Below are 23446 nucleotides of genomic sequence, written 5' to 3'. Positions count from 1 at the left end.
CCGGTTACCGTTACTTTCCCGGAGGTTGAAGAAGGAAGGTATTATTCTATTCATATAACCGATATGGAACACTATACTATTTATGATGAAGTTTTTCCTGAGGGAGCCTATACTTTTATCAGAAAAGGGAAGGATATGGAAACTCCGAAAGGAACTACGGTAATTGAATGTGCAGGAAATTATCCGCATTTATTTATTCGAGTACAGGTTTTCACCAATGATGACCTTGAAAATGTTTATCCCATTCAGGACAAGATTACAATAGAAGGAGTAAGTAAAAAGCTAGAATTTGACAATCCAATTGAATTCACACTGGCTAATCGCGATGTTTATCCCCAAAATAAAGCCTGGCTCCAATCATCAGTTGATTTTTCCCATGACGACTACCTGAGAGTAAGTAAATACATTGGTGAGAATGCTCCACGCATAGGCGCAATTGGCAATTTTGGGAAATTCGGACCGATTGACAGTAATGAAAAAGGGAGTAATGACATGGAGAATAGAGCTGGTGGAATTATAGGACACCTTGGTTTCCCGGTTCATCATGCATATTATCAACCTTATTTTACCAACTGTGATGATGAAGTACTGATTGGGGATAAAACTGAAGTTTTTACCTTCCCATATGAACCTGAAGGTGTTGAATTGTTTTGGTCGATTACGAGATACAGCGCGTTAACGCGTAACACTTTGCCCAAAAAAAATGACCTCATCAATGCCTACAACACAAAGCCTGATGAAAATGGCAACATTACCATTACTTTCAGTGTTGAGGACCCTAAAGATGGTACATATTGGATACCTGTAAATGCAGGTGAACCCTATTATTTTGTTTGTAGGTATTATAAACCAGATTTGAATAACTTACCGAAAAAACCTTGTAATTAAAGTAAATAAATAATCGAAATACTAACTCAGGATATAGCGCTTAACCATCCTTCGGGGCGGTAATTCACCATTGAATAAAACAAAAATAAATTAAGGAAAACATGACAAATTACATAGACGGATTCGTCCTTCCGGTGCCGCGAATTCACCTGAATGAATACAAGCGCGTTGCTGAGACAGTGGCAAAGATCTGGAAGGAATATGGTGCACTCGCCTACTTTGAATATGTTGGTGATGATTTAAAATTGGAAGGTACGCGTTCTTTTCCTGACCTAATAGATGCAAAAGAGGATGAAGTAATTGTATTTGGGTGGGTTGTGTTCGAATCCCGGGAGATGCGTGACCTGGCAAATAAGCAGGTGCCCGACGACCCCAGAATGAAGGATTTAATTGCCCCGCTGACTGATCCGTCGCAACTTGTTTTTGATGCCACACGAATGGTTTATGGTGGATTTCAACCACTTGTCCAATTATTTAGTGGTGAGGATTAAAAATTAATCTTAGGTTACAAATTCGAGCATAAATAGAAAAAATAATTCTTAATGAGAGCATAACTCCGTAAATTGATGATAGGAAAGGACCAATAACAATTATAGAATTTAAATGAGGATAAGCTCGATAATTCTTTGTTTGTTTATAGGAGTTTTCATTTACTCTCCCGGGAATGCTTTTGCCCAGAACTCGAGTGATTCACTTAATGCCGTAAAGTTGGTTGGACTCAAATTTCACCTGGGTTCGGTGCTCATCCACAGCAGGGAGCTAAGACCTATTAAAGACTCCTACCCTACCGGAATTGAACTGGATTTGGCCTGGCACAAAATATCCCAGAAGGCCTGGGAGTCATGTATGTGTTACCCAAAACTTGGTATGGCGCTCACTTATTGGGGTTTTGACAATAAGGAAGTGCTTGGACAAGGATTGACAGGATTATTTTACATCGAACCTGTCTTTAATACCAAGGGCCGTGTGAATTATTCGGTACGGGCAGGTCTTGGTTTCTCATATCAGAATTCTCCATATGATCCGGTTTTAAATCCGGATAACCAGAGCTATAGCACCTATATTGGTTTTCCATTGCAACTGGGAGGTACGGTACACTTCAGAATTAAAGACCGCTGGTTGCTGAATGGAACACTGGTATATAACCATATTTCCAATGGTGGGGTCCGCAAACCCAATAAGGGTATTAACTGGCCTTCTATAGGGATAGGTATGGCCTATTACCTAAAAGAGTTTGAATTTAAGAAAAGAGCTGTAATCAACTGGAGAGATCTTGGCCCGCCCCAAAAAAGGTTGGATTTTACATTATTTATGGCCTATGAGGAACCGAGAGATAATCTATTCCTGCTATCCCCCGGACTGGAAATCAAATGGAGCAGACAGTTTGCCAGGGTAAATGCGTACACCTTCGGAGGAGAAGTAATGTATGATAACGGTACCGGGTATGTACTTGAACAAAGTGGAGATGAGGGTAGTTCCGTGAAGGCAGGAGTCGCTATTGGTCATGAGTTCTTATTAGGAAAGTTTCTTTTTAGTCAGCAATTTGGGGTGTATCTCAGCAATCCTAATCCCATGCACTCGGATCTGTATCAGCGATACGGTCTGGTTTACAGGATTGGCAAAAAATTTAATGTGGGCATCAACCTGAAAGCACATGGCCATGTGGCAAACTTCCTTGATTTTAGGGTGGGCTTTTCACTTTAAATAATTTAGGGATAAAGATGATTCTCATGGGTGCTATTGTACGTTTACCCTATAGAATCTGTCGATGACGGTTTTTCCCGCATCCTATATTAAGAAAAACGTAATTTTGGAAAGATGGCACCAAAAAGATCCTTTTTCGACGATACTACTAAAGAAGTAGTGTTTCAGATTTTACTGCATGCCGTGCTTTTCCTTTTCTTTTCATTCGATAAGAACGAGCCACAAATACAGGAATTTAAGGTTGTTGTCTTTCTGAACTATGCAATCGGTGCCTTAATTATTAATTATGTGCTTTTGCCCAATTTTTTTTATCAGAAAAAGTACTTGCTCTTCTTTTTGTCTGTAGCCATAGTAATTACCGCCATAATCTCTATTGAAGAATTTGTGCTGGAACAGATTTACTATCCGGATACACGCGGTCAGCGTTTTGCGGGTGTTATATATTGTCTCCTGGATGTACTTCCTGTTATTACCATTCTGGTGGGCTTTAAGTTTGCATGGGACGCTTCGAAAAAACAGTTGGAAGTAGAGCAACTACAATCATCTATCAAAGAAAGTGAATTACAATTTCTGAAATCTCAGATAAATCCGCATTTTCTCTTCAACAACCTAAACAACCTATATTCCTATGCCATTGAGCAATCCCCGAAAACCTCATCTATCATATTGGAACTTTCCTCGGTATTGCGATATATGTTATATGATTGTAAGGAGAAGTTTGTGCCACTTCAGAAGGAAATAGAACACATTAAAAACTTTACCCAGTTGAACGAACTCCAAATTGAGGAACGAGGTAAAGTAATATTTCAAACGGAAAATATCCCTTCCGGCTACCAAATTGCTCCATTAATTTTGAGCGTATTTGTTGAAAATGCCTTTAAACATAGTACAGCCAGCCAGTCAAACGATATTACCATCGACATCAACATACATGTGACGGATAAGGGTCTATTGCAATTCCATTGTAAGAATACGTTTCAACCTTTGGGAAACACCGAAAGCCTTTCCAAGGGTATCGGACTTCAAAATGTAATAAAACGATTACAGATCTTATATCCAGATGCACATGAATTGTCCATAAATGAGCGAAATGGCGAATACGCCGTACTTTTGAAAATGCAATTAAAAGCAAACGAAGCATGATGCGCTGCATTATTATCGAAGACCAACCACCTGCACAACGTGTATTGAAAAAGTTCATAGCCGATATGGAGAATATGGACTTGAAAGCCACCTTTACCGATCCACTTCTGGCCATGGACTTTCTAAAAACTGAAAAAGTTGATTTGATTTTTTTGGATATTCACCTTCCCAAAATTTCTGGAATTGATTTTTTAAAGGCCATGCACCACAAACCCAATGTAATTTTGACGACTGCGTTTCCCGATTATGCCCTTGAAAGCTACGAGTATGATGTGGTGGACTATTTACTAAAGCCCTTTTCGTTTGAGCGATTTGTACAGGCAGTCTCTAAAGTGCCTCCCAATAAATCAGAAGGAGCTAAAGAGAAAGATTTAAACGTACCTAAGTCATCATCCGATGCGTTTTTCATAAAATCGGGCTATGAGCTCATCAAAATTGAAGTTGCCAACATTCGTTTTATACAATCTGATGCAGATTATACGGAAATACATACTGTGGAAAGGAAGTACCTTTCTCAAGAGCCGCTGAGATACTGGGAAGCTTATCTGGATTCAGGAAAGTTCGTCAGGATTCACAAATCATATATCCTTAATATCTCCAAAATTCAGAAAATCGTGGGAAATCAAGTCCGTTTGGATGAAAAAACGAATCTTCCTATAGGAAGGGCTTATAAGGACAATTTCATGAAACGCGTTCTAAAATAAAGTAATTGAAAGTGCAATATTAAAAGTAAAATATTCAGACTCCACTTCCAGTTAAAAGTTGTTTTCCATTTTTATCTTTGCCTTTCCTATTTCTTCATAAATAATTGGAACATATCATTAATTTTTTTGTCTAAAATCCAATCACCTGGCACCTGTAACTATATTTTGACATCTAAATATAAGTTCATATTTTTTCATATTTTATTAAACAACATATCTTATGTGACACGGCACATAATTATTATAATTAGATTAAACTATAATGTAAACTCCATTTAGATTTAATTTTTGTTTATTCTTTAACATTTTATATTAAACAAACTTTATATATTTACCTCGTAATGGATAAGGTATTTTATAAATCATCGAACCCTATCCAAACAATAAAATTGTACAATCACAAATAGCAAAAACTATAAATTACTAGCACCATATGAAAGATCAGGATACGTTAATAAATACGCTCATTAATTCTGAAGAATTATTGAATGGTTTTACTCATGAAGAAATAGGGGATGATCACCTTTCCACAGGATTAGAAACTCCTATGAAGCCCAATGCATTTGCCATGAGCGATGAAGAAAAGAAAGAAAGCATTGCAAAATTATTTGCCCAAATTATGGACGTAATGGGTTTAGACCTGAATGATGATTCACTCAGGGGTACTCCAAAACGCGTAGCCAAAATGTACATAGAAGAAATCTTTTCAGGTTTAAATCCTGAAAACAAGCCTAAAGTGGCTCTGTTTGATAATAAATATCAATACAATCAGATGTTGGTTGAAAAGGATATCACCTTCTATTCCAACTGCGAACATCATTTTGTGCCTATTATTGGCAAAGCTCATGTAGCCTATATTTCTTCAGGGAAAGTTATTGGTCTTTCAAAGTTAAATCGTATTGTGCAATATTATGCTAAAAGACCACAGGTACAGGAGCGCTTAACCAATCAAATAGCAATTGAATTACAAACTATTCTTGACACTCAGGATATTGCGGTAATTATAGATGCAAAGCATTTATGTGTTTCATCAAGAGGTGTTAAGGATAATACCTCTGCCACTGTAACTTCCTACTACGGAGGTGTCTTTAAATCGTCTCAAAAAATTACTGAATTACAGAATTATATCAATTCTTAAGCAGCAGCTAAACCTTCAGTGCTCTGGATAAACATCATCATATTCGACATCCCTGGAATTAATTCTGGGCTACAAAAGCTTATATAATGCTGATCTTACTAAGAAATAATCATTTATTGCTAAATTTGCCCCTGAATTAATAAACTCAAAACTGAACTTAATGAAATATCCAAAGATCTTTTTCGCACTGGTTGTGCTATGTTTAACATTTAATACAACTGCATTTGGTCAGGCCAATATTGAAGCAGGGGTTCGAATTGGTGAGAACATAGGAATTGATGCCACAATCCCACTGGGAATATCTCCCAGGCTCCATCCAACGGTCTATTTAGAAAATTTTGGAGTAGGAGCCTATTTCGACTGGATGTTTGCCTTAACTGACGGACCCGAAGGATTGAAATTTTATCCCGGGGTAGGTCCGGAATTTTTCTTCGAAAATGATTTTGACTTTAATATCGCAGGCAATTTTGGCGTAGAATATTCCTTTAGATTTCCTTTAACCATTGGATTTGATTGGCGGCCTGGTTTTGCGGTTACTAATGATTTTGACTTTTACACGAATAATTGGGGTTTCATGGCAAGATTTCGCTTTAAAGAAGGGGGATTTAAAAAGGTAAATTAGTACGAATATAAAATACTCTTCTTACCATTTTGATTCTTGTTTTCTGCAAACCAACTTATTGAAACCAGACAACAAATACATTATTGGTTTATGATTTTTTTCTAAGGACCAAATAAATCACACCGCCATATGTTCTCATTTTCAAAATCAGGGATAAGCTTTTTCCTTATGCTCATTACTTGTGCAACCACCCTGGCTCAACAAGATTCTCTCCTATTAGATTCTAACACTACAATTATTGGTGAGATTAAATCTATGGACAAAGGCGTTTTGGTTATCGAAACTAATTATAGCGATTCTGATTTTAACATTGAATGGTTAGAAATTAAAAAAATCTATACTCAGTCTGTATTTTTAACAAGTTTGGCAGACGGAAACAGACTCGTTGGAAAACTAAGATCTAATGAGGATAACTCTATTACTATTACCAACCGCGAAGGAGTAGATGAAAGAGAAGTATTGATATCTGAAATTGTTTATCTGCAACCTCTTGAGAGAGGGTTTTGGAGCCGATTAGACGCCGCTATTGATTTTGGTATAAGTTTTACAAAAGCTAATAACCTAAAACAGTTTACCCTGGGAACCAATTTGAAATATACAGAGGATAAATGGTCAGCAAATATCAATGCCAATTTACTTCGTTCCACTCAAGATAATGCTGAAGATATCAGAAGGGAAGACTAATTATTTTCTTCCAAAAGACTGGTACCTTTCTCCCCAGGTATCTTTGTTGTCAAATACCGAGCAACTTTTGGATTTAAGAACAGTAGTTTCCATGGGGGTTGGTAATTACCTTGTAAATACCAATAAAATGTATTGGGGTGTGTTAACCGGTTTATCCTATAACAATGAGAGCTTTTCAAGTGATACAGAAGGCAGGTCAAGTTTTGAAGGCATATTAGGTACTGAACTAAATTTATTTGATGCAAAAGACCTGAGTATTATTACCCGATTAATAGCCTATCCAAGTTTTAGTGAAAGTGGTCGATGGCGTGTAGATTGGAATTTTGATTTGAAATATGACCTTCCATTAGATTTCTATGTAAAAACAGGGATTACCTTAAATTATGATAACCAACCAGTAGCCGGGGCCAGCGATTCAGATTATTTCTGGAATTTAGCATTTGGCTGGGAATGGTAATTAAAATGGTATTTTAAAAGCAGTTGAATAAATAGCCAAATTTTCCTTCAACCAGGCCGTGAACCTTAGTAAAATGATGCGTTTCAATACATTCTTAATTGTTATAAATGCGATTTAAATATCCTATTACAACAACTTTTCAGCAACTTCTTTCCAGCTATTTACCCGTTCAAAACCATTAGTGTTTATATTATGAGGTGAGCTGAACATAATAGATCGCCCCATAAAATTTTCCAGGTTGTATTTGCGGTCGTCAATTAGGATATCGCCCCTAAGGATGTGCTTATCTCCACATAAAATGCGTTTCTTCCAATCTATGTAAGGAAAATGTTCATCCAACCAATAGTGCTTTTCTATTAATGAATTAGGAAATTGCATTGCGGCAGACGCAATAAAAACATCGTATACTTTAGTCAACTCCTTTATCACTTCTTTACTTCCTTCAATTGGGGGCAGAGCACGAAAAAACCCTACTTCATGGCAGTGTCGGTGAATTCGGTTTCTGCGATGTTCCGGTACACTTTGCCATACCTCACCTCCTATACAATCCTGTGCCGTAAGGTTTTCGCCAAATTCCTTATTATAAAGTGTAATATGCGCCTTGTAGGTGTCGGCAATTACCTCATCCATATCTATAAACAATGTCATTTCTAAATTTGTATTTGCTAAAAATTAATAATTATAAGTTTTGAGATTTCTTAATCGCTGGTATCACTCTCCCAAAAATACTCAATCCCATATTGAAAAAATTCTTTTTTGGTTTTCATAGTGAATATATTGTTTTCATCGATATGGCCAAAAAGATAACAGCCGTTTCCTTACCTTTAAATTAGATATGAAGATTTCCATCAAGAAGAAATATCGCTTTCTATTGGCCCTATTGCTGCTCTTGTCAATTCTGGTCGTAATTATTTCCAATTTTACGATTGAAGTTTCAGCCAGGGGGAAAACTTTCACAGATCCTGCCAATACCCCAAAAAACAAAGTGGGCCTGGTTTTAGGCACCTCAAGGATGCTTGTGAAAGGAGGAGTAAACCCATATTATGCCAATCGCATCAAAGCTACCATTGAATTGTATAAGGCCGGAAAAATTGAGTTTATCCTGGTAAGCGGAGATAATGGAACTATTTACTACAACGAACCAACTACAATCAAAAAAGACCTGATCAAAGGAGGAATCCCGGATGAAAAAATATTTCTTGATTATGCCGGTTTCCGAACCCTTGATTCAATGGTAAGGGCAAAATATATATTTGGCCTAGATAGTGTTACGGTAATCTCACAAAAATTTCATAATGAGCGGGCTATTTATTTGGCTGAGAAAAAGGGCCTTAAAGCTATAGGGTTTAATGCCGAGGGAATTACCGGAAAACAAGGTGTAAAGGTTCAGTTTCGGGAATATTTTGCCCGGGTAAAAGTGTTTTTGGATCTTCTTTTCAATACACAACCCCGCTTCTACGGTGATAAAATAGAGATAAAATAGGCGTCTGTAAATTTTGCTTGAAAAAAACCTATTTTAGTCACAGAAAATTAACCTTAGCTCCCATGTCAAAGTTTAAAACGCTGCTTAGAAACCTCGGACCGGGTTTGTTGTTTGCGAGTATGGCAATAGGCACTTCACACTTAGTATTATCCACTAAAGCAGGTGCACAGTATGGCTGGGTAATGGTTATTCCTATTATTCTGGCAAATATTCTTAAGTACCCTTTTTTTGAATTTGGTATCCGATATACCAATGTCACCAATAAAACCCTTATAGAAGGCTATCTTAATCGGGGAAAGGGCTATTTATGGCTTTATGCCTTCATTACACTTGTTACAACATTTACTATCCTTGCCGCACTTTATGTGGTTACTGCCGGATTGTTCATCAACCTGTTTAAGGTACAGGACATTTCAGTAGCAATGGTTGCCCTTGGCTTATTTGCTTTCATTAGTACGCTTTTAATTATTGGTCGTTACCGATTTTTGGAGACCTCTTTGAAATTCGTAATCTCCATCTTGTTTATAGCCTTATTGGTAACCACGGTCCTTGTTATATACAAAGGGAAAGTGGAACCGGTCCCGGATTTCGCTCCTCCTTCCATCTTCAATGAAGCGGGCATCCTCTTCTTAATCGGATTAATTGGCTGGATGCCAACAGCAGTGGAGGCTTCCAGCTGGATTAGTCTGTGGAGCCTCGAGAAATATAAACTAAACAAAATTAAGCCTACACTCAAAGAAGCATTGCAGGAATTTAATTCAGGATATTTGATGACTGCAATACTGGCTATATTCTTCTTAATTATCGGATGGATGACCCTGTATGGGACGAATACTGAACTGAGCAGTAACGCCATTATTTTTGCAGATCAGGTAGTACAATTATTTACCACCCATATCGGAGAATGGGCCTATATATTTATTGCCGTGTCTGCATTCGCTACCATGTTTAGTACCTGCATGACAGCCCATGACGCCATATCGAGGGTATCTATTGATATCATTGGTCTATTAACTCCTAAAAAAAGAAATTTTTCAGGAAGAAAGTACTATGCTTCCGGGGTAATAATTTTGGCCTTAGTGAATTTTGTGGTGATAACCGCCTTCAGTGCAAATATGGGTGACCTGGTGGCTCTTGCTACTTTTGTCTCCTTTGTTTTAGCCCCTATAGTAGGTTATATGAATTTAAAAAACGTTATGAGCCATGACCTTCCAAATAGATTTCATCCGGGCAAGGGGTTACAAGTCCTGACGTTTGCAGGCATAATATTCCTGTCCCTGTTTGCAATTTATTATTGCTGGATGGTCCTTTTTTAAGATTCGTTGACCTGAATGAAATGTGTCATACAACTTAAGTTATCAATATGCCTTTTTATAGGGTATTATCCATAATTTCCTTAACTACTTCGGGATTTAATAGGGTGCTAATATCTCCCAGGTTTTCTGTGTCTTTGGAAGCGATTTTTCGCAAAATACGCCTCATAATCTTACCACTTCGTGTTTTAGGCAAACCTGGAACAAACTGAATCTTGTCTAGTTTGGCAATAGGGCCAATATGTTCGGTTATTTGCTGATTTATTTCCTTCCTGAGATTATCCCTATCGCGTGCTTCGCCAATTTCCTTAAGGATCACAAACCCATATAAAGCATTCCCTTTTATATCATGTGGAAAGCCCACAATAGCAGATTCCGCTACGGCAGGATGTTCATTAATAGAATCCTCAATGGGCGCAGTACCCAGGTTATGTCCGGAAACAATAATTACGTCATCAACACGCCCTGTAATCCGATAATAGCCTACTTCATCACGCAAAGCCCCGTCACCTGTAAAATAATTATTTTTATAGGCTGTAAAATAGGTATCCCTATACCTTTCATGATCACCCCATATCGTCCGGGCCATAGAAGGCCACGGAAATTTAATACACAGACGGCCATCTACCTGAATTCCCATAATTTCATTTCCTTCCTCATCCATTAAAGCTGGCTGAATTCCAATAAAGGGTAAGGTGGCATAGGTTGGTGTTGTTGGGGTCACATAAGGCAAAGGGGTTATCATTATTCCTCCGGTTTCCGTCTGCCACCAGGTGTCTACAATTGGACTTTTACCATGTCCAATATTATTATTGTACCAGTGCCAGGCTTCTTCATTAATTGGCTCACCTACAGAACCCAGGACCTTGAGGGAGCTAAGATCGTATTTCTCAACATACTCCAGGTTTTCCTTGGCCAGGGCCCTTATAGCTGTTGGAGCAGTATAAAACTGATTTACTTTATGTTTCTCAACCACCGCCCAAAATCGTCCATAATCCGGGTACGATGGCACCCCTTCGAACATAACTGTGGTAGCTCCGTTGGCCAATGGACCATAAATGATATAGGAATGACCGGTTATCCAACCAATATCTGCCGTACACCAATACACATCACCCTCTCTATATTGAAATACGTTTTTAAAGGTATAGGCTGTATAAACCATATAACCTCCACTGGTATGTACCATTCCTTTAGGCTTTCCGGTAGATCCGGAAGTATAAAGAATAAAAAGGGGGTCTTCAGCTTTCATCCGTTCAGCATCATTGTCTGCGTATGCATCATTTAATAAAGGTTTTAACCAGTAATCCCGGTTTTTCTTCATCGTAATTTTCCCTCCTGTACGTTTTGCAACCAATACTTTTTCTACCCCGGGACAATCTTCAAGAGCAGCATCAACGATACCTTTCAGGTCAATGATTTTATTGCCCCTGAACGAACCGTCAGAGGTAACAACCATTTTACAATCACAATCATTTATTCTCGCCGCTAATGCGTTTGAAGAAAAGCCGGCAAAAACTACCGAATGTATAGCTCCAATCCGTGCACAAGCCAATACGGTATAGGCCAATTCAGGGATCATCGGAAGGTAAACACAAACACGATCTCCTTTATTTATTCCGCTTTCTTTAAGGACATTAGCCATCCTGCACACTCTTTCATGCAATTGCCCATAAGTAATGTGTTGTGCTTCTTCTTGCGGGTCATTTGGTTCAAAAATGATTGCAGTCGAATTTCGCTTCGTGGGTAAATGCCTGTCCAGACAGTTTTCTGTAATATTAAGCTCAGCACCTTCAAACCACTTGACCTCGGGTTTTGTAAAATCCCAACTGAGCACTCTATCCCATTTTGAACGCCAAACAAAATGCTCTTCAGCAATTTCTTCCCAAAATGCTTCAGGATGTTGTACTGACTTTCGGTATACCTGAAAGTATTCCTCTAAATGTTTAATGTGATAATTGCTCATGCTGCTTATTTTTAATGCGAATTCGCTTCTTTAACTCCGCTGGGTATTCTAATATTCTCCACTATTTCCTGGACCTCTTTTGGAGGATCCGGGGTAAATAAAGAGATAATTATGGAAACCATAAAGTTAAGTAACATAGCTACAGTACCAAAGCCTTCCGGAGAAATTCCAAACCACCAGTCTTTGGACGAGCCACCTCCAAACATGTCGAATTTAAACTTTAGCATATAAAACAGCATAACAACGATACCCACCAGCATCCCTGCCACCGCACCTTCTTTATTCATCTTCTTATAAAAAATACCCATTAAGATCGCAGGGAAAAAAGAAGCTGCAGCTAAACCAAATGCCATGGCCACTGTGGCTGCTACAAAATCGGGTGGGTTAATACCAAAATAACCTGCAATACATACAGCAACGACAGCAGACATTCTTGCAATAATTAATTCACTTTTATCAGAAATTGTTGGATCGATCTGCTTTTTAACCAGATCATGTGAGATGGAGGTAGATATCACAAGTAATAAACCCGCTGCAGTAGAGAGTGCCGCGGCAAGTCCTCCGGCGGCTACCAGAGCGATCACCCAATTGGGTAAATTTGCAATCTCAGGATTGGCGAGGACCATAATATCCTTGTCCACATCAAGTTCATTAATTACCGGATCCGCTACATACTGAATGATACCATCAGAATTTTTGTCATCAAACTTTAACAGGCCCGTAGATTCCCACTTGGAAAACCATTCCGGCATCTCTTCATAATTCTTATTACTTACGGTCTCAATTAAATTTGTTCTGGCAAAAACTGCGATTGCCGGGGCAGTGGTATACAAAATAGCAATAAAAAGCAGGGCGTAACCTGCAGATTTTCGGGCATCTTTAACTTTGGGAACAGTAAAAAACCTAACAATAACATGTGGTAAACCAGCCGTTCCGACCATTAAAGCGGCTGTAATAAAAAAGATGTCGATCATGGGCTTGGAACCATTTGTATATTTATCAAATCCGAGATCCATAGATAATCCGTCCAGTTTGTCAAGCAGGGAAACACTTTCTCCAATGACATTGGCTCCCATCCCCAGTTGAGGAATAGCATTTCCTGTCATTTGAATGGATATAAAAATTGCCGGTACCATAAAAGCAAAAATCAAGACACAGTACTGGGCAACTTGCGTATAAGTGATTCCCTTCATACCACCCAGGACAGCATAAAACAAAACGATTATCATTCCAATGATAACTCCGGTATTAATAGGGACTTCCAGAAATCTGGAAAAAACGAGTCCTACCCCGCGCATCTGACCCGCCACATAAGTAAATGAAACCAACAGGGCACAAACAACTGCTACGGAACGGGCTATATTAGAATAGTAGCGATCCCCAATAAAATCCGGTACTGTAAATTGTCCAAATTTTCTGAGATATGGTGCAAGCAGAAGGGCAAGCAGAACATACCCCCCTGTCCAGCCCATTAAATATACCGAGCCGTCATAGCCGTTAAATGATATTAATCCTGCCATTCCGAGAAAGGATGCAGCGGACATCCAATCTGCCGCAGTTGCCAATCCGTTTGCAAAGGCTGAAACCCCACCTCCGGCAACGTAAAAATCTTTGGTAGAGCTGGCTCTTGACCAGATTGCTATGCCAATATAAAGCATGAAGGTGAGGATCACTATTGTAAGCGTCCAGGTCTGTACATCCATAGAATGAATATGTTTGGTTGGCTTGATTTATTCGTCGAACCCGTATTTCTTATCAAGGCGGTTCATCAATCTAACGTAAATAAATATCAGGATAACAAAAACGTATATAGATCCCTGCTGGGCGAACCAAAAACCAAGTTTAAAGCCACCTAAGTGAATTTTATCGAGATCTTCCTTTAACAGAATTCCAAAACCATAGGAGACTATAAACCAAATCCCCAACAAAACGGCAAGGTATTGCAAGTTTTTTTTCCAATACCCCTTGGCATTAGTATCATTACTCATTTGAATAATTATTTGTCTAAATATAAGTATTCCGAATAATTAATAGGTATTGGAAAGAAAAATTTTGAATAGATGTCCTGTTGGATTATTTTTTGGCATGCAAGCCGGCAACTGGCAAACCATGAAGTGTAATTTAACCTAATATAACAGGTCGTAATTCAATACAACTATTAATTGTCGTTCATTCTGATTATGCAATTGCTCCAGACAGAATACACCACTTTTACAGGAATTAATTAATTTGTCTTCTCCGTATCCGATGGAGTACAAAATATTTGAAGTCGCCACCCCATGTTGTTCCAGGTAGTCCTTAATGGCATCAGCGCGTCTTTGAGATAATCTAAAATTTGTAGCACTTCCACCCCGACTGTCTGTGTGAGATTCTATTCGCAATTGCATTTGTGGAAAACTCTTTATTGCAATAACGGCTTTGTCAAGTTCGGTCGCAATTTCCGGGGTTATAGCATACCTTCCTTTTTGAAAATAGAATTTTTCCATTTTAATCACTGTCTGATCCTCCTTCTCCTGCACAAGGTCATCCAGAAATAAAAGTTCAATATCCACGAGGCTATCATCTTCCAGTTTCTCAACAGCAGTTTTATCAAAAGATTGTAATTTGGGAGAATACCGGTCTTTCGATACCTCTAGCACCATAGATTCCCTCCAGGGGATTTCCAACCTGTAACTCCCATCATCTTTTGTATAAATTTCCCTTATAAGATTTTTATCATTATCATAAATTCTGACCGCAGCCTTTGAAACACCTTCTTTTGAGCCAGAATTTCTTATGCTCCCTCTAAGGACTAATGTTTTAAGACCAGGTTTATTAGCCACTGTAAAGCCATAAATATCGTCGTTACCCTTACCACCGGGACGATTAGACGAGAAATATCCTATTAGACCATCGGTTATGTTATTCCTGATAATAAAACCAAAATCGTCTTCCTCAGAATTGAGACCTAAACCTAAATTAACCGGAATGCTAAAGAACTCACCGCCCTGTATTTCAGATTTGTAGATATCCATCCCCCCAAGTCCGTAAAAGATATCAGAGGCAAAGTATAAACTATTTTCAAAAACAAAAGGTGATACTTCATTACCGGGAGTATTTATCCTTGATCCTAAATTAATTGGTGTGGACATGATCTTGCCATCATTCGTATCTACATAATAAATATCAGTCCCTCCGTATCCATCCGGAAAATTTGCAGCGAAATAAAGTCTGCTGGTATTGCCGTCATAGAAGGGATAGTAAAATGAGGTGCTTAGATCTCTTAACAAATATTGCGATGATTCATCCTCTGAGGTTCTCATTACAGCCAGGCTGTTTTTACCATTTTCATTGAAGGTCAGTATATCATCTTCCGCATTGGAGCTGACATAAAAAACAGCGTCCATTGCTTTGGAATAAAAAGGAGTTGCCTGATGGAATTTAGATTTGGGAACCTTATCAAACGGATTTGGGTTAAGAATCTGACCATCCCCGCCTATTTTGGAAACAAATATTTTTAAGTACTCGGCCTCAATCGGTCCTTTTTTCTTAGAGGAAGCAGGCCTCCTCGAACTCGTGAAGAGCAATTTATCATCCTTGTAAAAAGATGGTGAAAAATCAGCTGCCGCGCTATTTGAATTAATATTGAATATCTGATATTCAGAATCATTGTTATTTACGGCCTCCTGAAGTTCATAATTGAATTCCGCGTTCTCCAGGAGTTCATTGGAAAGAACATCAGTTTTTGTTGCCAGAAATGCTTTGACCCTGTCCTGGCCGGAAGTTTTAGCCATAGCTTGCAACATATTATTAAAATGAAAGGTAGATATTTTAGTGTCTTCTTTATATATAGAAAGATAGGTGTCCGTAGCATTTTTATAGTTACCGGTATGCAAATAGGAATCTGCTAAATTCAGCAATTGTCTTTTACTTAAAGGATGATCATTTTTTTCCTTTTTATATTCAATAATTGCCTGTGGATATTTGTAAGCAAAAAAGAAGTCATCTCCTTTGGATTTTTTATCCTGGGCAATAGAAAAGCCATTAACAAACAAAAAAGCAATCAGAATTAAGAATGTATATTTCATTGCCTATACGTTTAGAAAAATCGTGGTGTATCTATTTGTTTTGGTTTGCCTTTAAGATTCTCGTTTTTTTCCTTTTTAGTTTTACTGCCTCTTCCAACATAAAACTTAAGTATTATTTCATGTGAACCATTATTGTATTGTCCAATTGGATTGGTATTATAATCGTAAGAATATCCTGCGAACATGCTGTTAGATATCTGAAATCCTACCAATCCGCTTATTGCATTATCAAATCTGTAAGAAGCCCCGGCAGTAAGTTTGCCATTAATTAGAAAGTTAGCCGATAAATTTGCGGTTGCCGGTGCTCCGGATACGAAATTTACTAAAAAAGCAGGTTTTAATTTAAGCTTTTCGGATAAATCAAATACATAACCCCCTATTAAATTAACCTGCAGTTTGTCATCTATAACCTGGGCCACATCGTTATTATAAAGCCCTCCGGGCAAGAAGTTGGGTGCAGAAGCCCCGAAATACCATTTGTCGTGATATAAAAACAACCCGGCACCAACAGTAGGGTAAAAGTTATTGATTTGTTCCCGACCTAAAATTGGCTCCCCGGGGTTTTCAAAATCTCCTTTGGAAAAATCGACATCTAAAAATGAGCCCCCCACATCAATACCAAAAGACAATTTGGTGATTGCGGAAATGTATATTTGATAGGAATAGGAAATATCTACAAACGTATTCGTTGTAGGCCCCAGCTGATCGCTTTGAACGTTAAAACCGAGTCCCATCCTGTCATTTTCAAAAGGGTAATTTACCCCAAACCTTATGGTTCTGGGTGCGCCTTCGATATCTATCCATTGTGCCCTGTAAAGACCTGTAATGTCTAAATTTTCTACACTCCCCACATAGGCAGGATTAAAACTGCCAATATTATACATATACTGCGTATACTGCGGTTCCTGCTGCGAATAGCTCGCACTGAACGTTGCTATTAAAAAGCCCAGCAATACAAAGACATTCCGATATAAAGTGTTACTTGTGGTACAAGTCATTATTTTTATCATCTTATGAGCTGAATCCAGCCTTTTCTAATTTCTGAACCATCTCCTAAATCCAGCACATAGTAATATGTCCCTGAAGGTACCTGTTCGCCATTTCTTGTTCCATCCCAGGTATTTCCTTCTGTCATACCCTGTACATCTAATATTTTGTTTCCGTATCTATCAAAAATCTGCAAGAAATTGTTAGGGTAATCTTCCAGATTGTTGATCTTAAGAAGGTCATTTGTTCCATCCCCGTTTGGTGAGAACTGATTAAAAAGGAAGCCGGGTTCTGTATTAGTGGGTTCACTTACATTTACACGGGCAAATGCTGCAGGATCCAATCCAGGTAGCAGGGGAGGACTAATAATAGTTGCTGTATTTCCCCATATACCTTCCCTTGGCACCGAGACCGTAATCTGTAATGTTGCCTGCTGGTTTAGCAATAAGCCGGGTATTTCCCATAAGCCGGTTGCACGCGTATATTCACCAATGCTCGCAGTATGGGAAACATACACAAATTCAGCATCAGCAGTGTCCGGTATTATATCTTCAACGATAATCTGAGATACCGTCCCTTCCAATGTTTGGTTTGTAACTACAATGGTAAATACAACTTCTTCGCCCACTAATGGGTTTGGGCTCTCAACGGTTTTCTCAATTAACAGGTTTACTTCTTGTGGCGGAACTATAGTAAGTGTTACACTATCCTCGTTATTTGTATCGTTGGTATCCGCCGGCAAAGAACTCACAAGAGTGGCAGTATTGGAATAATCACCCTGATCTAAGACCACTGCAGTTATATCAAGGGTAGCACTTTCCAAAGGCAGTAATTCACCAATGGTCCATTCTCCCAGGACATTATCATAGATTCCTAATGAAGTGGATTCTGATATATACTCAAACCCGCTTTGCAAGGTATCACGTATAATTACGTTCAATACCGGACTATCCGATAGATTGTTTACGGTAACCGTGAAAATCACTTCCTGCCCGATTTGGACATTTTGAATGTTTACTGTTTTTGTTATTTCAAGATCTGTATCTGAAGGCGTACTGCAGTCGGTCACAACAACCGTTACATCAACAGACTGGTTGGTACATGGCGGTAAGGCATCTGAAGTGGTATAGGTAAAGACGTAACTACCATCTGCAAGCCCATTGAAATCCACGATATTCTCACTGTCTATGACAACACTTCCTCCTGAGGGATCTGTAGTTATGGCCCAGGTCCCCGGATCGGCAGCTGTAAGGAGACTATCAAGATCAATGGTCGTTGCTCCGTTGTCTGCAAGGTTACATGCCGCACCATTGGCAGGGGTTCCGGGAGACGGTTGTAAATTAACCGTGACTATTACTTCTTCCCTGGCCGAAGTACAACCATTTGCGGTTGCCTCTACCCAAAAACTGGTAGTTTCGGTTAAAACAGGGGTGTTATAGGTGTTTGAATTAGATAAAACAACCGTACTGGTCTCTGTGGCATACCAGTTAAAATTTGGTGCATTTGCGCTGTTGGGAATTTCGCCTTCTACTGTAAGTACTGCCTGTCCGGAATCACAGAAGGTATCACCTGTGGTGGCAGTTATGACGGGTGTACTATTAACATTCAACGTAACTTCTGAAGAAGGACTCCAACATAGATCATCAGTGGCATAGAAAAAAGTATAATATGTACCAATGGTAGGATTGTCTATCTCAGCCTGACTTAAGTGATCGGTATCAGGGTCTGTTGGATTGGGGTTCCTGCTCCAAACCAAAATGGTCCCTGTCGGGGCAGTGCCATCCGTATAATCATCCAAACTAAGTGCAGGGTCTATTTCGTCACAAAATGCAGTGGGTATATCAGGGTTTATTGAAGGTGGTGCAACATCACAATCGAATTCACATGCTGTTACGGTTATTGTAACAGTGCTTGTTGCCTCTGGGCAAGCCCCCTGAGCTGTGTTTGTCGTATACGTATATACATATGTCCCTATATCCTCATCTTCAAACTGAACTCTGTTACCGCCATCCGGATCTACCTCCGCAGGACCGCTGGTCCATGCCCAACTACCTTCATCCTCACCCGTAATAAAGTCATCCAAATCTACTCGTGTTACACTATCATTTCCTCGATTACAGGCCGCTGTGTCCGACGTAGTTCCGGCAGATGGTGTAGTATCAAATTGAAGATCTATCTGCAATACCGGGCTGGCGCAAGCATTAAGCGCATCATAGAAGAAGCCATAGTATCTGTCAGTATCTGTTACAACACTACTAGGTAAGTGCGCCCCAGTATTTAGAGGGTTAGAATTAGTACTCCATGTAAGTACTGAATTCGGTGGTGCGGGGGTATTTGTATAAGCATCTAAATCCTGCCCGGTACTGTCGCATAATTCGGTGGGTACACCTGCATTTAAAACTGGTGCGCTGGTACCTGCGGCACAACCGTCATCGTTCTGTATAATCCCTTGTCCATTCCCATCAGCAATTGTGGCATTAATAGGAGCACTTAAATTCACAAAAAAAGTTTCGTCCGACTCAATTTTTAGGTCCCCGATTACATTCACAATTAGTGTAGTACTAGAATTCCCTATCGAAATCGTGCCCGTGCCATTGACTACCTGAGCATAATCATTATCTGCCAGGGTCGCAGTGCCATTAACCGTATTATAAGTAAAACCGATATTATTTGAGGCATTCTCACCTCCAACAATACTTACCGTAAAGCTAAATGCCGTAATACCGGAATTTGTTTCTACCTGTGAAATATTGTTGATGCTTATTTGTGCGGCTATTTTTGTTGAAGTATCTGTAGCAGCCACACCAGTGCCATTGAGATTGGACAAGGTAACACTCAAAGTAATTGTGCCATCCGGCAATGTGCTCAAGTTTATCCCCGATATGGTTTGACCAGCATTCGCCACTGTTCCTGATCCCGTTATTGAACCTCCACCTCCACTACTGGTAAAAGAATAATTGTAGGTAGCACCTACTTCGGCTCCCGTAAATGTAAAACTTACTGCATTCTGGTTACCCGCATTGATCGGGTCCTGGTTTATGGTCACCGAATAGCCTTCAGGTACTGCAGTGTTCTTGATTGAAGTATCAGTGGCCGGTATACCCAGGTTACCATTACTATCTGTCAAGGTAACACTCAAGGTAATGGTACCATCTGCTAAACCACTTAAATTTATCCCTGAGATCGTTTGTGCTGCACCTCCTACAGTTCCGGATCCCGTTACTGAACCTCCTCCGCCACTTGTGGTAAAGGAATAATCGTAGGTAGCACCTACTTCTGCTCCCGAAAATGTAAAACTTACTCCATTTTCATTGAGCGCATTGATCGGGTCCTGATTTATAGTTACGGAATAACCTGCAGGTGCTGTAGTATCCTTGGTTGAAGTATCTGTAGCCGCCAAGCCAACGCCATTGATATTTGTCAAGGTAACACTCAATGTAATGGTGCCATCTGCTAAACCACTTAAATCTATCCCTGATATCGTTTCTGCTGCACCTGCCACTGTTCCTGATCCCGTTTCGGAACCTCCTCCACCACTAGTGGTAAAGGAATAATCGTATGTAGCTCCAACTTCTGCGCCGGAAAAGGTAAAACTTATTGCATTCTCATTACCCGTATTGATCGGGTCCTGATCTATCGTTACCGTATAGCCAGTTGGTGGTGCCGTATCCTTGGTTGAAGTATCAGTAGCCGCTGTACCCAGGTTACCATTAATATCTGTCAAGGTAACATTCAAGGTAATGGTACCATCTGCTAATCCGCTTAAATCTATTCCTGGTATCGTTTGTCCTGCACCTCCTACAGTTCCGGATCCCGTTACTGAACCTCCCCCGCCACTAGTGGTAAAGGTATAATTGTAAGTAGCTCCAACTTCTGCTCCTGCAAATGTAAAACTCACAGAATTCTCATCGACCGTATTGATCGGGTCCTGATCTATAGTTACGGAATAGCCTGCAGGTGCTGTAGCATCCTTGGATGCAGTATCAGTAGCTGCTATACCCGGATTACCATTACTATCTGTCAATGTAACACTTAAGGTAATGGTACCATCTCCCAAACCACTCAGGTCTATGCCCGTTATCTGATCCGTTGCTGTTACGATTGGCCCACCTCCGGTGAGCGTTACAGGAGTCCCACCGCCGGTACTGGTAAAACTATAATTGTACGTTGCACCTACTTCGGCTCCCGCAAATGTAAAACTTACCGCATTTTCATTGCCTGTATTGATCGGGTTCTGGTCTATAGTCACTGAATAACCACTGGGTACAGCTGTATCCTTAGTGGCTGTATCAGTAACATCTGCTCCCGTTCCATCAATATTGGTTAAACTTGCTGTTAATGTAATAAGGCCATCCGGCAATGTACTCAAATCTATCCCCGGTATGATCTGAACCCCACTTACTATAGTTCCTGTATCCGAAACAGACCCTCCACCCCCACTACTCGTAAATGTATATTCGTAAGTTGCATCAACTTCTGCTCCTACGAATGTAAAATCTACCGCATTCTCATTGCTTATATTGATCGGGTCCTGGTTTATGCCAACAGAATAGCCACTTGGAGGCTGTCCATAAGCATTAGATACTAAAAGCAAAAACAGTCCGAAAAAAGAAAGTCCTTTTAAAAACTTAATTCTGAAATCTCTTACTAAAACGATATTTCTAAGGTTTACACCCATAATTATCAGCATTGAATTCATTAAAATTCAAACCATAGCAGTTTATGCAGGTTAGGCAAAATAGGGGTCCAATAATACTAAAAATGTAGTCCTCAGACTAATAAAAAGGCTTAAAACTGCCTTTTTCGGGTGAAATACAAAATCTGTGGGTTTTTGTTCTATGGAACTTCTGCCGAAATAGCTTCTGCAGTAGGTTCAATTTTCTTAACAAGGCCCTGCAGAACTTTCCCGGGGCCTACCTCCGTGAAGAGGGTTGCACCATCAGCAACCATTTGCTGTACACTCTGTGTCCACTTTACCGGATTTGTAAGTTGTGCGATGAGATTTTGCTTAATCTCGTCCGCATTTGTTACCGCTGTGGTTGTCACATTCTGGTAAATGGGACAAGTAGGATTACTGAAAACCGTATTCTCTATTGCTGCTGCCAATTCTTCCCTGGCAGGTTCCATTAGTGGCGAATGGAATGCCCCGCCTACCGGTAATACCAAGGCACGCCTTGCACCCGCCTCTTTTAAAGCTTCACAAGCACGATTTATAGCATCTATTTCACCGGAAATAACCAATTGTCCGGGACAATTATAGTTCGCGGGAACCACAATACCTTCAGTTGCTTCACAAATTTGTTCTACTACGGCATCTTCAAGCCTTATTACGGCGGCCATAGTACCGGGGATAAGTTCACAGGCTTTTTGCATGGCAATTGCCCTTTGTGAAACCAGGGATAAACCGTCTTCAAAGCTCAATGCCCCATTAGATACCAAAGCGGAAAATTCACCTAATGAATGCCCTGCAACCATATCCGGCTTAAAACCTTCTCCCATCATCTTACCTAAAATTACCGAATGCAAAAAAATAGCAGGCTGCGTAACTTTTGTTTCTTTTAAGTCATCGGCCGAACCCTGAAACATGATGTCTGTAATATTAAATCCAAGTATATCATTGGCTTTTTCAAATAGCTCCTGAGCCTGCCTGGATTTTTCATACATATTGAGTCCCATGCCGGGAAATTGAGCCCCTTGTCCGGGAAAAATAAATGCATTCATTCTAGTCTGTGTTTTGATTATATAAAAATAATGATAATTGCACTCTAAACACTAATTTTCTTTAAACCACCCTGAATATTTCACGTAACTATTTGCTATACGGTCTATTTCCCCTGCACTTAGTTCTACGCTGATATCCTTTATTTTTTTGGCGGGCATTCCTGCAAAAACGCTCCCGGCCGGAACATGGGTGCCCGCAGTAACCACAGCCCCTGCAGCAATAATACTATTACTCTCTATCACACAGTTGTCCATGACAATACTACCCATTCCAATTAGTACATTATCCTTTATAGTGCAACCATGTACCAGGGCATTATGGCCAATTGAAACATTGTTACCTATGGTTGTAGCGCATTTTTGATAAGTTCCGTGAATAACCACCCCGTCCTGCACATTAACTTTGTTCCCCATAGTAATATAATTCACATCTCCCCTTACTACAGCATTGAACCAAATACTGCACTGATCGCCCATGGTGACTTCACCCACAATGGTGGCATTTTCCGCGATAAAACAATCCTCCCCTATCTGAGGTGTTTTACCATTAACTGATTTAATGATCATAA

At 39.6% G+C, this 23446-nt stretch carries 20 protein-coding genes; 11 read left to right on the top strand and 9 right to left on the bottom strand.

Going from position 1 to position 23446, the window contains the following annotated elements; genetic code table 11:
• The 9 genes from Q0X77_RS11645 to Q0X77_RS11605 form a co-directional block, all read left to right on the top strand.
• On the top strand, positions 1–888 hold an 888-nt coding region (locus Q0X77_RS11645), incomplete at its 5' end, for a DUF1214 domain-containing protein (RefSeq protein WP_297797530.1).
• A 101-nt stretch (positions 889–989) separates the two neighbouring features.
• Entirely contained in the window at positions 990–1379 is a 390-nt protein-coding gene (locus Q0X77_RS11640) for a DUF1428 domain-containing protein (RefSeq protein ID WP_297797527.1), read from the top strand.
• A 112-nt stretch (positions 1380–1491) separates the two neighbouring features.
• Positions 1492–2592: an acyloxyacyl hydrolase gene (locus Q0X77_RS11635; protein WP_297797525.1), complete on the top strand. Its 1101-nt coding sequence runs from the start codon at positions 1492–1494 to the stop codon at positions 2590–2592.
• A 114-nt stretch (positions 2593–2706) separates the two neighbouring features.
• Complete coding sequence (locus Q0X77_RS11630; RefSeq protein ID WP_297797523.1) at positions 2707–3735, top strand: histidine kinase; 1029 nt, start codon at positions 2707–2709, stop codon at positions 3733–3735.
• On the top strand, positions 3732–4439 hold the full coding sequence (locus Q0X77_RS11625) for a LytTR family DNA-binding domain-containing protein (RefSeq protein WP_366939210.1): 708 nt from the start codon (positions 3732–3734) through the stop codon (positions 4437–4439). Before Q0X77_RS11630 ends, Q0X77_RS11625 begins: the two co-directional genes overlap by 4 nt.
• A 433-nt stretch (positions 4440–4872) precedes the next feature.
• The gene (gene folE, locus Q0X77_RS11620) at positions 4873–5577 is read left to right on the top strand and encodes a GTP cyclohydrolase I FolE (protein ID WP_297797521.1); all 705 of its coding nucleotides are present in this window, start codon (positions 4873–4875) and stop codon (positions 5575–5577) included.
• Positions 5578–5737: 160 nt separating this feature from the next.
• Positions 5738–6199, top strand: a complete 462-nt coding sequence (locus Q0X77_RS11615; RefSeq protein ID WP_297797519.1) for a hypothetical protein — start codon at positions 5738–5740, stop codon at positions 6197–6199.
• Between the two features lie 129 nt (positions 6200–6328).
• Complete coding sequence (locus tag Q0X77_RS11610; protein WP_297797517.1) at positions 6329–6883, top strand: hypothetical protein; 555 nt, start codon at positions 6329–6331, stop codon at positions 6881–6883.
• Positions 6855–7340: a DUF481 domain-containing protein gene (locus Q0X77_RS11605; RefSeq protein ID WP_297797515.1), complete on the top strand. Its 486-nt coding sequence runs from the start codon at positions 6855–6857 to the stop codon at positions 7338–7340. The genes Q0X77_RS11610 and Q0X77_RS11605 overlap by 29 nt, the downstream gene beginning before the upstream one ends.
• Positions 7341–7466: 126 nt before the next feature.
• On the opposite strand, the gene Q0X77_RS11600 is transcribed toward Q0X77_RS11605, so the two are convergent.
• Complete coding sequence (locus Q0X77_RS11600) at positions 7467–7988, bottom strand: 5'(3')-deoxyribonucleotidase (RefSeq protein ID WP_297797513.1); 522 nt, start codon at positions 7986–7988, stop codon at positions 7467–7469.
• A gap of 187 nt (positions 7989–8175) precedes the next feature.
• Between Q0X77_RS11600 and Q0X77_RS11595 the strand changes: the two genes are divergently transcribed.
• Positions 8176–8823: an ElyC/SanA/YdcF family protein gene (locus tag Q0X77_RS11595; protein WP_297797511.1), complete on the top strand. Its 648-nt coding sequence runs from the start codon at positions 8176–8178 to the stop codon at positions 8821–8823.
• Between the two features lie 62 nt (positions 8824–8885).
• On the top strand, positions 8886–10139 hold the full coding sequence (locus Q0X77_RS11590) for an NRAMP family divalent metal transporter (RefSeq protein WP_297797509.1): 1254 nt from the start codon (positions 8886–8888) through the stop codon (positions 10137–10139).
• A 55-nt stretch (positions 10140–10194) separates the two neighbouring features.
• Here Q0X77_RS11590 and acs read toward each other — a convergent pair whose 3' ends face one another.
• The 8 genes from acs to Q0X77_RS11550 form a co-directional block, all read right to left on the bottom strand.
• Positions 10195–12102, bottom strand: coding sequence for an acetate--CoA ligase (gene acs / locus Q0X77_RS11585; protein ID WP_297797506.1), 1908 nt, complete (start codon positions 12100–12102; stop codon positions 10195–10197).
• Positions 12103–12113: 11 nt separating this feature from the next.
• Positions 12114–13805: a sodium:solute symporter family protein gene (locus Q0X77_RS11580; protein WP_297797504.1), complete on the bottom strand. Its 1692-nt coding sequence runs from the start codon at positions 13803–13805 to the stop codon at positions 12114–12116.
• A gap of 27 nt (positions 13806–13832) precedes the next feature.
• Positions 13833–14090, bottom strand: a complete 258-nt coding sequence (locus Q0X77_RS11575) for a DUF4212 domain-containing protein (protein WP_297797502.1) — start codon at positions 14088–14090, stop codon at positions 13833–13835.
• A gap of 138 nt (positions 14091–14228) precedes the next feature.
• On the bottom strand, positions 14229–16169 hold the full coding sequence (locus tag Q0X77_RS11570) for an OmpA family protein (RefSeq protein ID WP_297797500.1): 1941 nt from the start codon (positions 16167–16169) through the stop codon (positions 14229–14231).
• 11 nt (positions 16170–16180) lie between these two features.
• On the bottom strand, positions 16181–17167 hold the full coding sequence (locus Q0X77_RS11565) for a type IX secretion system membrane protein PorP/SprF (protein ID WP_297797498.1): 987 nt from the start codon (positions 17165–17167) through the stop codon (positions 16181–16183).
• An 8-nt stretch (positions 17168–17175) separates the two neighbouring features.
• The gene (locus Q0X77_RS11560; RefSeq protein WP_297797496.1) at positions 17176–21846 is read right to left on the bottom strand and encodes a gliding motility-associated C-terminal domain-containing protein; all 4671 of its coding nucleotides are present in this window, start codon (positions 21844–21846) and stop codon (positions 17176–17178) included.
• 146 nt (positions 21847–21992) lie between these two features.
• Positions 21993–22877, bottom strand: coding sequence for an ACP S-malonyltransferase (gene fabD / locus Q0X77_RS11555; RefSeq protein WP_297797494.1), 885 nt, complete (start codon positions 22875–22877; stop codon positions 21993–21995).
• Positions 22878–22928: 51 nt separating this feature from the next.
• Positions 22929–23444, bottom strand: coding sequence for a gamma carbonic anhydrase family protein (locus Q0X77_RS11550; protein WP_297797492.1), 516 nt, complete (start codon positions 23442–23444; stop codon positions 22929–22931).
• Between the last annotated feature and the right edge of the window lie 2 nt (positions 23445–23446).

Origin of the sequence: uncultured Eudoraea sp. (genome assembly GCF_947258925.1) — a bacterium.
Classification (GTDB): Bacteria; Bacteroidota; Bacteroidia; order Flavobacteriales; family Flavobacteriaceae; genus Eudoraea.
Note: the sequence above shows the minus strand (reverse complement) of the source record. Positions and strands in the feature narration are given on the sequence as shown.

Excerpts from the sequence above, each read along its gene's own strand:
- Q0X77_RS11595 (WP_297797511.1), top strand. The coding sequence starts at position 8,176 with ATGAAGATTTCCATCAAGAAGAAATATCGCTTTCTATTGGCCCTATTG.
- Q0X77_RS11560 (WP_297797496.1), bottom strand. The coding sequence starts at position 21,846 with ATGCTGATAATTATGGGTGTAAACCTTAGAAATATCGTTTTAGTAAGA.
- Q0X77_RS11605 (WP_297797515.1), top strand. The coding sequence starts at position 6,855 with ATGCTGAAGATATCAGAAGGGAAGACTAATTATTTTCTTCCAAAAGAC.
- acs (WP_297797506.1), bottom strand. The coding sequence starts at position 12,102 with ATGAGCAATTATCACATTAAACATTTAGAGGAATACTTTCAGGTATAC.
- Q0X77_RS11625 (WP_366939210.1), top strand. The coding sequence starts at position 3,732 with ATGATGCGCTGCATTATTATCGAAGACCAACCACCTGCACAACGTGTA.
- folE (WP_297797521.1), top strand. The coding sequence starts at position 4,873 with ATGAAAGATCAGGATACGTTAATAAATACGCTCATTAATTCTGAAGAA.
- Q0X77_RS11570 (WP_297797500.1), bottom strand. The coding sequence starts at position 16,169 with ATGAAATATACATTCTTAATTCTGATTGCTTTTTTGTTTGTTAATGGC.
- Q0X77_RS11565 (WP_297797498.1), bottom strand. The coding sequence starts at position 17,167 with ATGACTTGTACCACAAGTAACACTTTATATCGGAATGTCTTTGTATTG.
- Q0X77_RS11600 (WP_297797513.1), bottom strand. The coding sequence starts at position 7,988 with ATGACATTGTTTATAGATATGGATGAGGTAATTGCCGACACCTACAAG.
- fabD (WP_297797494.1), bottom strand. The coding sequence starts at position 22,877 with ATGAATGCATTTATTTTTCCCGGACAAGGGGCTCAATTTCCCGGCATG.
- Q0X77_RS11640 (WP_297797527.1), top strand. The coding sequence starts at position 990 with ATGACAAATTACATAGACGGATTCGTCCTTCCGGTGCCGCGAATTCAC.
- Q0X77_RS11630 (WP_297797523.1), top strand. The coding sequence starts at position 2,707 with ATGGCACCAAAAAGATCCTTTTTCGACGATACTACTAAAGAAGTAGTG.
- Q0X77_RS11590 (WP_297797509.1), top strand. The coding sequence starts at position 8,886 with ATGTCAAAGTTTAAAACGCTGCTTAGAAACCTCGGACCGGGTTTGTTG.
- Q0X77_RS11580 (WP_297797504.1), bottom strand. The coding sequence starts at position 13,805 with ATGGATGTACAGACCTGGACGCTTACAATAGTGATCCTCACCTTCATG.
- Q0X77_RS11550 (WP_297797492.1), bottom strand. The coding sequence starts at position 23,444 with ATGATCATTAAATCAGTTAATGGTAAAACACCTCAGATAGGGGAGGAT.
- Q0X77_RS11610 (WP_297797517.1), top strand. The coding sequence starts at position 6,329 with ATGTTCTCATTTTCAAAATCAGGGATAAGCTTTTTCCTTATGCTCATT.
- Q0X77_RS11615 (WP_297797519.1), top strand. The coding sequence starts at position 5,738 with ATGAAATATCCAAAGATCTTTTTCGCACTGGTTGTGCTATGTTTAACA.
- Q0X77_RS11635 (WP_297797525.1), top strand. The coding sequence starts at position 1,492 with ATGAGGATAAGCTCGATAATTCTTTGTTTGTTTATAGGAGTTTTCATT.
- Q0X77_RS11575 (WP_297797502.1), bottom strand. The coding sequence starts at position 14,090 with ATGAGTAATGATACTAATGCCAAGGGGTATTGGAAAAAAAACTTGCAA.